Source organism: Streptomyces sp. JW3 (assembly GCF_052216785.1).
GTDB lineage: Bacteria > Actinomycetota > Actinomycetes > Streptomycetales > Streptomycetaceae > Streptomyces.
Genome location: NZ_JBQOUX010000019.1, coordinates 81,743 through 92,757, shown reverse-complemented (window position 1 = coordinate 92,757; position 11,015 = coordinate 81,743). Strand labels below are relative to the sequence as shown.

The following is an 11,015-nucleotide window of genomic DNA, read 5'->3' as shown; positions in this document are numbered from 1 at the left end:
GGACGCGAGGGAGGGCCGCCCGGACGTCCGGGCGGCCCTCCCTCGGTACGCGCGGGCCTGCTCAGCCGAAGGCCGGCACCACGCCGAAGAGCGGCGAGACCAGGCCCACCACCTGCTGGAGCTGGCCCAGGTCCTTGAGCCGGCCGAGCTGGTCGGAGGGCCGCAGGATCTCGTCGCGGTGTTCGGCGGGGAGGTCGCTGACGGCGAGGGTGTCGAGCAGCCGCGTCGGGCTGAGGCCGCCGGAGGGCCGCGCGCCGGCGTCGGCGGCGCTCGCCGGCAGCGCGGCGAGGCCGGTGACGCCGGCGGCGAGACCGACGGCGGCGACGATACGTCGTGTGGAGATCATGCCCTGGGCAACGGGGCCGCCCGGCCGGCGGTCACGGGCCCGCGCCCCGGCTCACCCGTCAGGCCCAGCCGGTCGGTGACCCGGCCGGCGGGCCGCCACCCCCGCGCGTCCGCCAGCAGTCGGGCGAACACGGCGGACTCGCGGGCGCCGGGTGTCCAGGTGTCCAGGGACAGGTCGGCGGCATCGAGGAGTTCGGGGGTGGTCGGCGGACCGAGGTGCTGTGCCGCCATGAGGTAGGCGCGCCGGGCGACGGGGCCGGTGGGCGGGCGGGACTCAGGCGGGGCGTCGCTCCAGCTCGGCGGCTAGGTCGTGGCGCTGAGGGCTGCGGCAGGAGTACGAGCGGCGGCACCGGGCGCGGACCGAGCGACCGCGCCGGCTGGTGCTGCTGGTGGACGTCAGCGGATCGATGGCGCCCTACGCGGACGCCCTGCTGCGATTCGCGCACGCCGCCGCGCGGTCCGCGCCCACCGAGGTGTTCACCGTCGGCACCCGGCTGACCCGGGTGACCCGGGAACTCACCCACCGCGATCCCGACCGGGCCCTCGCGGCCGCCTGGGCGGCGGTGCCCGACTGGCGCGGCGGCACCCGGCTGGGTGAGCCGCTGCGCGAGTTCCTGGACCGGTGGGGACAGCGGGGCGTGGCGCGCGGCGCGGTCGTGGTGCTGCTGTCCGACGGCTGGGAGCGCGGCGACCCGGAGCTGCTCGCCGCCCAGCTGCGCCGCCTGGGCCGGCTGGCCCACCGGGTGATCTGGTCCAACCCGCTCAAGGCCCGCCCCGGTTACGCCCCGCTGGCGGCCGGCATGGCGGCGGCCCTGCCGCACCTGGACGCCTTCGTGCCCGGTCACAGCCTGGCCGCGCTGGAACGGCTGGCGCGGGAGATACGGGCCCCGGCCCGGCAGGGCGGGCCGCGAGCGCCGTAGCACCCCGGGTCAGGAGAACCAGGCATGAGAACCAGGCATGAGAACCAAGGAGGCCATCATGGAACTGCACCACGAGTTCACCGTGCCCGTCCCGGTCGACGACGCCTGGCGGGCGCTGCTGGACATCGAACGGGTCGCCCCGTGCATGCCGGGGGCGACCGTCGACGCGTTCGACGGCAAGACCGTGACCGGTTCGGTGAAGGTCAAGGTGGGCCCGGTGACCCTGACGTACAAGGGCACCGCCGTCTTCGAGGAGCAGGACGACGCGGCGCACCGCATGGTGCTCGTGGCCGGCGGCCGGGAGGCCCGCGGCCAGGGCACCGCGCGGGCCACCGTGACCGGCACGCTCAGCGAGCGCGACGGCGGCACCGCCGTCTCGGTGCGCACCGACCTGACGGTGACCGGCCGCCCGGCGCAGTTCGGCCGCGGGGTGATCGCGGAGGTGGGCGACCGGATCATCGGCCGGTTCGCCACGAATCTGAGCGAGCGGCTGGCCGCACCGGAGGAGAACACGGAGGAGGGCACCGAGGAGGGCGCTGAGGAGACCGCCGGTGCGCCGGCGGCGGAGCCGGCCGGCCGGGACGACGCGCTCGACCTGGTCCGGGCGGCCGGCGCCCCGCTGGCCCGGCGCGCGGGTCCGGCCCTCGCCGCCGTGCTGGTCGGGACGCTGGTGGTGGTCCGGATACGGCGGTGGCGGCGGCGTTGACCGAGGGCGCCCGGCGGCTCAGCCCCGGCGTGCCGCCGGGCGCGGCGGCAGCCGGTGCAGTTCGACGTCGTCGAGCCGGCCGTCGGTGACCGTCGCCGTCAGGTAGGTGCAGTGCGGCTGGCGGCGCCGGTCGGTCGGCGAACCGGGGTTGAGCAGCCGCAGGCCGCTGTCGGCGGTGCTGTCCCACGGGATGTGGCTGTGCCCGAAGACCAGCACGTCCAGGTCGGGGAAGCGCGCCGCGCAGCGGGCCTCCCGGCCGGTCGCCGGACCGGTCTCGTGGACGACGCCGAAGCGCAGGCCGCCGAGGTCGGCGCGGGCCACCTCCGGCAGCCGGGCGCGCAGCTCGGGCCCGTCGTTGTTGCCGTACACCGCGACCAGCCGGCGGGCGCGGTCCTGAAGGAGGTCGAGGGTGGCCGGGTCGACCCAGTCCCCCGCGTGGATCACGACGTCGGCGCGCGGCAGTTCGGCCAGCAGCGCGGCGGGCAGCTCCCGCGCGCGCTTCGGCAGATGGGTGTCGGACATGATCAGCAGGCGCACCGGTCCAGCGTAGGTCCCCGGCAGTGGTCCGGGGCCCACGGACATGAACAGGTAAAACTGCGCAGCCTTGACTGGACAGGCTGGCCTGTCGATTTTAGGGTCGGAGGCATGAACAGGGAAGCCGCCGAGCCCGCCGAGGGTGTCTCCGACTCCGCCGCCCGCGCCGCGCAGGACCTGCGCGTGGTGTTCAGCCGGCTGCGCCGCCGGATCCGGGAGGTGGCCCGGGACGAGGACCTCACCCCGTCCCAGGTGTCGGCCCTCACCCTGGTCGGCAAGCACGGCGCCGCCACCGCCAGCGCGCTCGCCGCCGCCGAGGGGGTCCGCCCGCAGTCCATGGCGGCGACGCTCGCCGCGCTGGAGCGGCACGGGCTGATCCGCCGCGCCCCCGATCCCGACGACGGCCGCCGGCAGCTCGTCACCCTCACCGACGCGGGCCGGGCCCGCGCCGCCGGCGACCGGGAGATCCGCGGCGAATGGCTGGCCCGCGCCTTCCAGGACCGGTGCAGCGAGGCGGAACGGCAGACCGTGCTCGACGCACTCGCCCTGCTGGAGCGGCTCACCCGCCCCTGACCCCCGTACCCGACCCACCCACCGCCGTACCCGGCCCACCCACCGCATCACCGCACCATCGAAAGGCACCCCCTCATGGCTCTCACCACCCTCGACCCCCGTACCGCGCTCGTCGTCATCGACCTCCAGGCCGGCATCCTCGGCGCCCCCGTCGTCCCGCACACCGGCGCCGACGTGCTCGCCCGGAACGTGCGGCTGGCCGACGCCTTCCGGGCCCGGAAGCTGCCCGTGGCGCTGGTCCGGGTCTCCTTCGCGGCCGACGGGGCGGACGCCGTGCCCGGCCGCACCGAGGCGGCCGGTGCCGGCCGCTCGCTGCCCGCGGGCTGGGACGTCATCGCCCCCGAACTGACCGGGCACCCCGGCGACATCACCGTCACCAAGCACAACTGGGGCGCCTTCCACGGCACCGACCTCGATGTGCAGCTGCGCCGCCGGGGCGTCACCCAGATCGTGCTGACCGGCATCGCCACCAGCATCGGCGTGGAGTCCACCGCCCGCGCCGCGCACGAGCACGGCTATCACGTCACCCTGGCCACCGACGCGATGAGCGACATGAACGAGGAGACGCACCGCAACAGCGTGCAGCGGATCTTCCCGCGGCTCGGCGAGACCGGCACGACGGCCGAGGTGCTCGCCCTGCTGGACAAGACGCACGGCTGATCCCGGCCGGGGTCACCTCACAACACGGTCTCGGGGCCGGGCCGGAGGTGGCGAACACAGCGGGCCGCGTTAGCATCGGGCCACCCTTCGCCACACCAGCACAGATACGGCAAGAGACCCAGGGGGCCCCAGCCTGATGCCGGTCAAGGTCAGCGTCATCGTTCCCGTCTACAACCCGGGGACATACATCGAGGACTGCATCGCCTCGTTGCAGCGGCAGTCGCTGCCGCCGGAAGCGTACGAAGTGATCTTCGTCGACGACGGCTCCACCGACGCCACCCCGGCCCGGCTCGACGCGCTCGCCGCCGAGGACCCCCGGATGCACGTCATCCACCAGGAGAACTCCGGCTGGTCGGGCAAGCCCCGCAACGTCGGCATCGGCGCCGCCCGGGGCGAGTACGTCATGTTCGTCGACAACGACGACTACCTGGGCGACGAGGCCCTGGAGCGGATGTACGACTACGGGGTCGCCAACGGGGCCGATGTGGTGGTCGGCAAGATGGCCGGCAAGGGCCGCCCGGTGCCGGTGGAGCTGTTCCGCCGCAACCATCCGCGGGCCACCCTGGCCAACTCGCCGCTGATCGACAGTCTCACCCCGCACAAGATGGTGCGCCGGGAGTTCCTGGACCGGATCGGGCTCCGGTTCCCGGAGGGCCGGCGGCGGCTCGAGGACCATGTCTTCGTGACGGAGGCGTACCTGCGCGCGGCGAACGTCTCCGTGCTCAGCGACTACGTCTGCTACTACCACGTCAAGCGGGACGACGCCTCTAACGCCGGTTTCCAGCGCTTCGACCCGGTCGGCTACTTCGGCAACCTCCGCGAGGCCCTCGACATCGTCGAGAAGTACACCGACCCCGGCTCGCTGCGGGACCGGCTGTTCCGGCGCTGGCTGCGCAACGAGATGGTCGAACGGCTGCGCGGCAAGCGGCTGCTGGCCGCCCCCGAGGACTACCGCCGGGACCTGTTCGCGGAGATCCACAAGGTCGTCGTCGAGCGCTTCGGTCCCGGCGTCGCGGCCGGGCTCCAGCCGACCCAGCAGGTCGTCGCCGCGCTGACCGCCGCCGACCGGTTCGACGACCTGGTGGCGTTCGCCGAGTGGGAGGCGTCCGTCGCGCTGAGTTCCGCGCCCGAGACGGTGACCTGGCAAGGCGGCACACTGGAGATCGGTTTCCGGGCCGAGTACACCTGCGCCGGGCAGCCCATGACGTTCCCCGCCGACGCCGCGGGCACGGCCCTGGAGGACGCGCCCAAGGACGTCGCCGAGGCGGTCGCGTGGGTGGAGGGGCAGACCGCCGCCCGGTTCGAGGCGGCCACCGCCGATCTGCTGCTGCGCGAACGCTCCAGCGCCGCCCAGCACTTCCAGCCGGTGCGGTTCACCCGCGAGGCGGTCCCCGCCGGGGACGACGGCCGGGTCCGGCTCACCCTGCGGGCGACGGCCGCCGTGGACCCGGACACGCTGCCCGGCACCGGGATCTGGGACGCCCTGGTCCGGGTCAAGCTGGGCGGCTGGACCAAGGAGTGCCGGCTCGGTCCGGTGCCCCGGCCGCAGGGCCGGCTCGCGCCGCCCGCCGGGGTCGTCGCCGCGCGGGCCGTACTGCCGTACTGGACCGACCCGCACCGCAATCTCTCCCTGGACCTCGGCGCCCCCGCCAAGCGGCTCGGGCTGCCGCGCGCGGACCTGTCGGCGACCGGCGACCGGCTCGGCGCGGCCCTGCCGCTGTACGTGCCGGGCGAGAGCGAGGTACTGGTGCGGTTCGCCACGCCGGGCCGGTCCGTCGACGTGCCCGGCACGCTGGCCCCGACCCCGGACCCGGCGCGGTCGCGGCTGACGGCCGTACTGCCGGCCGCCGTGCTGGCCGGCGGCACCTGGAAGGCCGCCGTCTGCCTCACCCCGGGGGCCGGTGAGCCGCGCTTCCACCCGCTGCCGCAGCCGCTGCGGGTCGAGGGCGGCGAGGTGCGGGTGGGTCCGCCGCCGCGGCCCGGGCTCGGTCAGCGGCTGTGGCGCAGGGCCCGGCGGCTGCTGGGGGCCGCCCTGCGGAAGGTGAGGAACTGAACGTGCGGGCACTGGACATGGCGGGCGCCTGGGTGCTGGAACCCAAGGTGTTCCCGGACGACCGGGGCAGCTTCCACGAGTGGTACCGGGGCGCGGAGTTCCGCGCGGCCACCGGGTACGACCTGACGCTGGCGCAGGCCAACTGCTCGGTCTCCCGCCGGGGCGTGCTGCGCGGGGTGCACTTCTCCGAGGTGCCGCCCGGACAGGCGAAGTACGTCACCTGTGTCCGGGGCGCGGTGCTGGACGTGGTGGTCGACATCCGCACCGGCTCCCCGACCTTCGGGCAGTGGGAGGCGGTGCGGCTCGACGACGACACCCGGCACGCGGTGTTCCTCGCCGAGGGACTCGGGCACGCCTTCATGGCGCTCACCGACGACGCGACGGTGGTGTACCTGTGCTCGACCGGGTACGCGCCCGGCCGGGAGCACGGCGTGCATCCGCTCGACCCCGCGCTGGGCATCGCCTGGCCACAGGGCATCGCCCCGGTCCTGTCCGAGAAGGACGCCGCGGCCCCGACGCTGGCCGAGGCGGAACGGGCCGGGCTGCTGCCGAGCTACGCGCAGTGCACGGCGTACTACGAGGGACTGCGCGGCCGGTAGAGCGGCGGGCGGTGCGCGGGCGTACTGCGGCCGCCCGCGCGGCAGTGGGAGCGACGCGAGCGCCGCCGGGCGGGGCCGGACTCCCCGCCCGGCGGGCCGGCCCCGCCCGTGACCGGACCGGCTAGCGGCTGACGCCGACCTGTTCCACCGCGCGGCGCAGCGGCTCCCAGCCGCGGGCCCGGCCCAGGCCCAGGTTGCGGGCCTTGGCCAGGCGGCCCCAGAAGCCGGCCTGGAGGAGGCTCTCGGCCGGCACCGCGACGGACCGCTCCAGGATCGCCTCGGGCACCTTCTGCGGGTCCTCGACCAGGTACTCGGCCATGATCTCGTCGTACTTGTCCGTCAGCACGGTGTTCTCCGGGTCCGCGCCGAACACCACGAGCTGGCCGGTGGGCTGGGTGTCCACCAGGACGGTCACCAGGTCGGGCCGGTAGCGGGTCAGCACCTCGATGACCTTGTAGACGTCGCCGGTCCAGGCGCCGGTGTGCCGGTCCCGGGCCGCCTCGTCCACGCTGCGCGGCAGCATGTCGTCGAAGACGATCACGCTGGACCAGTCCGAGTGCTTCTCCACGTTGATGAAGTCGCGCAGCGCGTACTCGAACAGGTGCATGCCGTCGATGAACGACAGGTCGAGCGTGGTGCGCCGCCAGTAGCCGGTCAGCGAGCGGCCGCGGCGCATGTTGCGCAGCGGGTGGCGGCCGCTCTTGAGGTGCGCGAGGGGGTTCTTGCGGGCGAAGAAGTCGTCACTGGTGGCCTTCACCAGGTGGACGTCGCACTTCAGCTCCGAGACGACCTTGAAGGCGGGGTCGATCGCGATGCTGGGGACCCGGGACAGGCGCAGGCTGCGGCCGTCGTTGACGCCGATCTCCAGGTAGTTGCGGTTGGCGCTGACCTTGTGCAGTTCCCGCAGGAACTCATGGCGTTTCAACTGGACTCCTTGCAGATTCGGGGAAGAGCCTCGTGCAGGGCGGCACGCCAGTCGCGCGGCGCGGGCAGCCCGGTGTGCTGCCAGCGGCCGTGCGCGAGGGCGCTGTATGCGGGGCGGGGCGCGGGCCGGGTGAAGGCCGCGCTGCCGGTCGGGCGGACCCGGTCGGGGTCGGCGCCGAGCCCGGCGAAGACCTCCCGGGCCAGGTCGTACCAGGTGGCCTCGCCCGAACTGGTGGCGTGGTAGACGCCGCTCGCGCCGCGGCCGACCAGCGGGCCGAGGTCGGCGATCCGGGCGGCGACGTCCGCGCTCCAGGTGGGCTGGCCGCGCTGGTCGTCGACGACGTCGACGGTGTCCCGGCGGCCCTCCAGCTCGATCATGGTGCGTACGAAGCTGCGGCCGTGGACGCCGTAGAGCCAGGCGGTGCGCAGCACGGCGCTCGCGTCCGGGAGTTCCTCGGCGACGGCCCGCTCGCCGGCCAGCTTGGTACGGCCGTAGGCGGTGCGCGGGGCGGTCGGGTGGTCCTCGGGATAGGGGGCGTCGCGGCCTGCGCCGTCGAAGACGTAGTCGGTGGAGACGTGGATCAGCCGGGCGCCGTACGCGGCGCAGGTCCGGGCCAGCAGCCGGGGGCCCTCGCCGTTTATCTCCAGGGCGCGGGCCTCGTCGGTCTCGGCGTCGTCGACGGCGGTGTAGGCGGCGCAGTTGACCACCAGGTCGGGGCGGTGGACGGTGAACGCGTCCTCCAGGGCGGCCGGTTCGGTGATGTCCAGGGCCGCGCGGTCCAGCGCGGTGACCTCGGCGCCGCGCCGGGTCAGTTCGGCGACGACGTCCCGGCCGAGCATGCCGCCCGCGCCGGTGACCAGCCACCTCACGCGTGCTCCCGCTGCACGCGCCGCTTCAGCGGCTCCCACCAGGCGCGGTTGTCGCGGTACCAGGCGACGGTCTCGGCGAGGCCGGTGGCGAAGTCGTGTTCGGGACGGTAGCCGAGTTCGTCGCGGATCTTCGTCCAGTCGACCGAGTAGCGCAGGTCGTGGCCCTTGCGGTCCTCGACGTACTCGACCTGGTCCCAGCCGGCCCCGCAGGCGTCCAGGAGCAGGCCGGTCAGCTCCTTGTTGGTCAGTTCGGTGCCGCCACCGATGTTGTAGACCTCTCCGGCCCGGCCCCGGGTGCGGACCAGTTCGACGCCCCGGCAGTGGTCGTCGACGTACAGCCAGTCGCGGACGTTGAGGCCCGCGCCGTAGAGCGGGACGTGCTGCCCGTCGAGGAGGTTGGTGACGAACACCGGGACGACCTTCTCGGGGAACTGGTGCGGGCCGTAGTTGTTGGAGCAGCGGGTGACCCGCACGTCCAGGCCGTGGGTCTGGTGGTAGGCCAGGGCGATCAGGTCGGAGGACGCCTTGGAGGCGGAGTACGGCGAACTGGGCCGCAGCGGCCACTCCTCGGCCGCCGAGCCCTCGGCGACCGACCCGTACACCTCGTCGGTGGAGACGTGCACGAACGTCTCCAGGCCGTGCCGGAGCGCGGCGTCGAGCAGGGTCTGGGTGCCGACGACGTTGGTGAGGACGAAGTCGTCGGCGCCGAGGATGGAGCGGTCGACGTGCGACTCGGCGGCGAAGTGCACCACCTGGTCGGCCTCCGCCACCAGGGTGCCGACCAGTTCGGCGTCGCGGATGTCGCCCTGGACGAACGTCAGCCGCGGGTGGCCGAGTTCGAGGTTGTCGAGGGTGCCCGCGTAGGTCAGCTTGTCCAGCACCGTGATGTGCGGCGCGTTGGGCGCGTCGTCGGCCAGCAGGGTACGGACGTAGCGGGAGCCGATGAAGCCGGCGGCGCCGGTGACGAGAAGCTTCATGAGTGGATCTGCACCTTGCTGTGGTCTCCGAGGACGAGTCGGTGGGCACTGGGCACACTGGGTGCCGGGGTCACTTCCACGTGCCGGCCGATGAGCGACGCCTCGATCCGGCCCACCCCGTGGATCGAGGAGTCGCGCAGCACGATGGAGAACTCCACCTCGCTGTCGGTGATCCGGCAGTTCTCCGCGACGGAGGTGAACGGGCCCACATAGGAGTCGCTGACCACGGTGCCCGCGCCGATGACGGCGGGCCCCACGATGCGCGAGTTCACTATCCGTGCCCCCTTCTCCACCACGACCCGGCCGATGGTCTCGGACGCGGCGTCCACCTCGCCGTCGATGCGGCGCTCCATGCCTTCCAGGACCGCCCGGTTCACCTCCAGCATGTCGCCGACGTTGCCGGTGTCCTTCCAGTAGCCCTTGATGACCGTGCAGCGTACGTCGGCACGGCTGTCGAGGAGGTGCTGGATGGCGTGGGTGATCTCCAACTCCCCGCGCCAGGACGGCTTGACGGCCCGGACCGCGTCATGGATGGCCGGGGTGAAAAGGTACACGCCGACGAGGGCGAGGTCGCTCTTGGGCTGCTCCGGCTTCTCCTCCAGGCCGATCACCTGCCCGTCCGGGCCGAGTTCGGCGACGCCGAAGGAGCGCGGGTCGGCGACTTTTGTGAGCAGGATCTGGGCGTCGGGCCGGTGGGTGCGGAACTCCGCGACGAGGTCGGTGATCCCGCCGACCACGAAGTTGTCCCCGAGGTACATGACGAAGTCGTCGTCGCCCAGGTACTCCCGGGCGATCAGTACCGCGTGGGCCAGCCCCAGCGGGCGTTCCTGCGGGATGTAGGTGACCTTCAGGCCGAATCTCGATCCGTCGCCGACCGCTTCCTCGATCTCCGCGGCGGTGTCACCGACGATCATGCCGACGTCGGTGACACCGGCGTCGGCCAGGGACTCCAGTCCGTAGAACAGGACAGCTTTGTTGGCGACCGGGACGAGTTGCTTGGCCGAGGTGTGTGTGATGGGCCTCAGCCGGGTGCCCGCGCCGCCGGACAGCACCAGTGCCTTCATCTGGTTCACCCTACTGTCCCCCGGGGTGAACGGAACGTTAGTTGAACCGACCGCTGTCGGGCTCGTCGGCGGGGTCAGTCCTCGCCGCGCACGATGTGCGGCTCCGGGCCCGGCTGCGCCGCGCGCGGGGCGCCGGTGTCCTCGACGGCGGGCACCCAGGTGCGTACCGGGCCGGTGCCGCGCCGGCGGCGGGCCTCGGACCAGCCGGTCTCGGGGCGCGGGTCGACGGGTTTCTCACTGGTGTCCGTGATCACGGGATCATCAACTGCCTTCTCTTCACGCTCTTCACGACGAAGGTGGACGGGTTTCCCGGCCGGGGCCGGTCAAACGCGCTCAGGTGTTGGGCCGGGCCACGCTGATGTCGCCGAGCGCCGACTCCGGGTCGCGCTCCATCGCCAGGTCGCCCAGGGCGACGATGCCGACGGGGTGTCCGGCGTCGACCACCGGGACCCGGCGCACGGCGTGCTCGCGCATCAGCCGCACCGCCCGGTCCAGTTCCTCGTCGGGGCCGACGGTCACCACGTCGCCGCTGCACGCGCCGGCCACGGTGGTCCGCTCCGGGTCGCCGCCGTCGGCCAGCGAGCGGATCACCAGGTCGCGGTCGGTGACCAGGCCGCGCAGGTCGTCGCCGTCGGTCACCAGGACGGCGCCCAGGTCCTGGTCGCGCATGATGCGGGCCACGGCGGTCACCGAGGTCTGCGGTGCGACGGTCACCGGGTCGCCGGTCATGATGTCGCGGACGTACTGGGTCATGGCTGCCTCTTTCCTCGCTGTGCGAAGCCGCGGTCCC

At 73.7% G+C, this 11,015-nt stretch carries 14 protein-coding genes and 1 pseudogene; 6 read left to right on the top strand and 9 right to left on the bottom strand.

What is annotated here, in order from left to right; all coding sequences use genetic code 11:
- Window positions 1-61: 61 nt before the first annotated feature.
- Window positions 62-346, bottom strand: coding sequence for a hypothetical protein (locus ACTT8P_RS11285; RefSeq protein ID WP_442831435.1), 285 nt, complete (start codon window positions 344-346; stop codon window positions 62-64).
- Window positions 343-576 carry a hypothetical protein gene (locus tag ACTT8P_RS11280; RefSeq protein ID WP_442831434.1) on the bottom strand — a complete coding sequence of 78 codons (234 nt, stop codon included), beginning with the start codon at window positions 574-576 and terminating at the stop codon, window positions 343-345. The genes ACTT8P_RS11285 and ACTT8P_RS11280 overlap by 4 nt, the downstream gene beginning before the upstream one ends.
- Before the next feature lie 134 nt (window positions 577-710).
- Here ACTT8P_RS11280 and ACTT8P_RS11275 point away from each other — a divergent pair.
- Together ACTT8P_RS11275 and ACTT8P_RS11270 are read left to right on the top strand one after the other, a co-directional pair.
- Window positions 711-1,265, top strand: a pseudogene (locus tag ACTT8P_RS11275) (VWA domain-containing protein); the annotation flags it as partial.
- Between the two features lie 58 nt (window positions 1,266-1,323).
- Complete coding sequence (locus tag ACTT8P_RS11270; RefSeq protein ID WP_442831440.1) at window positions 1,324-1,971, top strand: SRPBCC family protein; 648 nt, start codon at window positions 1,324-1,326, stop codon at window positions 1,969-1,971.
- Between the two features lie 18 nt (window positions 1,972-1,989).
- Here ACTT8P_RS11270 and ACTT8P_RS11265 read toward each other — a convergent pair whose 3' ends face one another.
- Window positions 1,990-2,508 (bottom strand): metallophosphoesterase family protein, encoded by a 519-nt coding sequence (locus ACTT8P_RS11265; protein WP_442831433.1) that lies wholly within the window; start codon window positions 2,506-2,508, stop codon window positions 1,990-1,992.
- Window positions 2,509-2,616: 108 nt separating this feature from the next.
- On the opposite strand from ACTT8P_RS11265, the gene ACTT8P_RS11260 reads away from it, so the two are divergent.
- The 4 genes from ACTT8P_RS11260 (at window position 2,617) to rfbC (ending at window position 6,390) form a co-directional block, all read left to right on the top strand.
- Window positions 2,617-3,078 carry a MarR family winged helix-turn-helix transcriptional regulator gene (locus ACTT8P_RS11260; RefSeq protein ID WP_442831432.1) on the top strand — a complete coding sequence of 154 codons (462 nt, stop codon included), beginning with the start codon at window positions 2,617-2,619 and terminating at the stop codon, window positions 3,076-3,078.
- A gap of 75 nt (window positions 3,079-3,153) precedes the next feature.
- Window positions 3,154-3,738 carry a hydrolase gene (locus tag ACTT8P_RS11255; RefSeq protein WP_442831431.1) on the top strand — a complete coding sequence of 195 codons (585 nt, stop codon included), beginning with the start codon at window positions 3,154-3,156 and terminating at the stop codon, window positions 3,736-3,738.
- 136 nt (window positions 3,739-3,874) lie between these two features.
- Window positions 3,875-5,791, top strand: a complete 1,917-nt coding sequence (locus tag ACTT8P_RS11250) for a glycosyltransferase family 2 protein (RefSeq protein ID WP_442831430.1) — start codon at window positions 3,875-3,877, stop codon at window positions 5,789-5,791.
- A 2-nt stretch (window positions 5,792-5,793) separates the two neighbouring features.
- Window positions 5,794-6,390 carry a dTDP-4-dehydrorhamnose 3,5-epimerase gene (rfbC, locus tag ACTT8P_RS11245; RefSeq protein WP_442831429.1) on the top strand — a complete coding sequence of 199 codons (597 nt, stop codon included), beginning with the start codon at window positions 5,794-5,796 and terminating at the stop codon, window positions 6,388-6,390.
- Window positions 6,391-6,511: 121 nt separating this feature from the next.
- On the opposite strand, the gene ACTT8P_RS11240 is transcribed toward rfbC, so the two are convergent.
- From ACTT8P_RS11240 to ACTT8P_RS11215, 6 genes are all read right to left on the bottom strand, one after another.
- Window positions 6,512-7,315: a class I SAM-dependent methyltransferase gene (locus ACTT8P_RS11240; protein ID WP_442831428.1), complete on the bottom strand. Its 804-nt coding sequence runs from the start codon at window positions 7,313-7,315 to the stop codon at window positions 6,512-6,514.
- A complete protein-coding gene (rfbD, locus tag ACTT8P_RS11235; RefSeq protein WP_442831427.1) occupies window positions 7,312-8,184 on the bottom strand; it encodes a dTDP-4-dehydrorhamnose reductase in 873 nt (290 codons plus the stop codon). Before rfbD ends, ACTT8P_RS11240 begins: the two co-directional genes overlap by 4 nt.
- Window positions 8,181-9,161: a dTDP-glucose 4,6-dehydratase gene (gene rfbB / locus ACTT8P_RS11230; protein WP_442831426.1), complete on the bottom strand. Its 981-nt coding sequence runs from the start codon at window positions 9,159-9,161 to the stop codon at window positions 8,181-8,183. The genes rfbD and rfbB overlap by 4 nt, the downstream gene beginning before the upstream one ends.
- The gene (locus ACTT8P_RS11225) at window positions 9,158-10,225 is read right to left on the bottom strand and encodes a glucose-1-phosphate thymidylyltransferase (protein ID WP_442831425.1); all 1,068 of its coding nucleotides are present in this window, start codon (window positions 10,223-10,225) and stop codon (window positions 9,158-9,160) included. Before ACTT8P_RS11225 ends, rfbB begins: the two co-directional genes overlap by 4 nt.
- Before the next feature lie 74 nt (window positions 10,226-10,299).
- Entirely contained in the window at window positions 10,300-10,479 is a 180-nt protein-coding gene (locus tag ACTT8P_RS11220) for a hypothetical protein (protein WP_442831424.1), read from the bottom strand.
- Window positions 10,480-10,558: 79 nt separating this feature from the next.
- Window positions 10,559-10,978 (bottom strand): CBS domain-containing protein, encoded by a 420-nt coding sequence (locus ACTT8P_RS11215; RefSeq protein ID WP_442831423.1) that lies wholly within the window; start codon window positions 10,976-10,978, stop codon window positions 10,559-10,561.
- Window positions 10,979-11,015 lie beyond the last annotated feature (37 nt).

Excerpts from the sequence above, each read along its gene's own strand:
- rfbB (WP_442831426.1), bottom strand. The coding sequence starts at position 9,161 with ATGAAGCTTCTCGTCACCGGCGCCGCCGGCTTCATCGGCTCCCGCTAC.
- ACTT8P_RS11270 (WP_442831440.1), top strand. The coding sequence starts at position 1,324 with ATGGAACTGCACCACGAGTTCACCGTGCCCGTCCCGGTCGACGACGCC.
- ACTT8P_RS11215 (WP_442831423.1), bottom strand. The coding sequence starts at position 10,978 with ATGACCCAGTACGTCCGCGACATCATGACCGGCGACCCGGTGACCGTC.
- ACTT8P_RS11285 (WP_442831435.1), bottom strand. The coding sequence starts at position 346 with ATGATCTCCACACGACGTATCGTCGCCGCCGTCGGTCTCGCCGCCGGC.
- ACTT8P_RS11255 (WP_442831431.1), top strand. The coding sequence starts at position 3,154 with ATGGCTCTCACCACCCTCGACCCCCGTACCGCGCTCGTCGTCATCGAC.
- ACTT8P_RS11280 (WP_442831434.1), bottom strand. The coding sequence starts at position 576 with ATGGCGGCACAGCACCTCGGTCCGCCGACCACCCCCGAACTCCTCGAT.
- ACTT8P_RS11260 (WP_442831432.1), top strand. The coding sequence starts at position 2,617 with ATGAACAGGGAAGCCGCCGAGCCCGCCGAGGGTGTCTCCGACTCCGCC.
- ACTT8P_RS11225 (WP_442831425.1), bottom strand. The coding sequence starts at position 10,225 with ATGAAGGCACTGGTGCTGTCCGGCGGCGCGGGCACCCGGCTGAGGCCC.
- ACTT8P_RS11250 (WP_442831430.1), top strand. The coding sequence starts at position 3,875 with ATGCCGGTCAAGGTCAGCGTCATCGTTCCCGTCTACAACCCGGGGACA.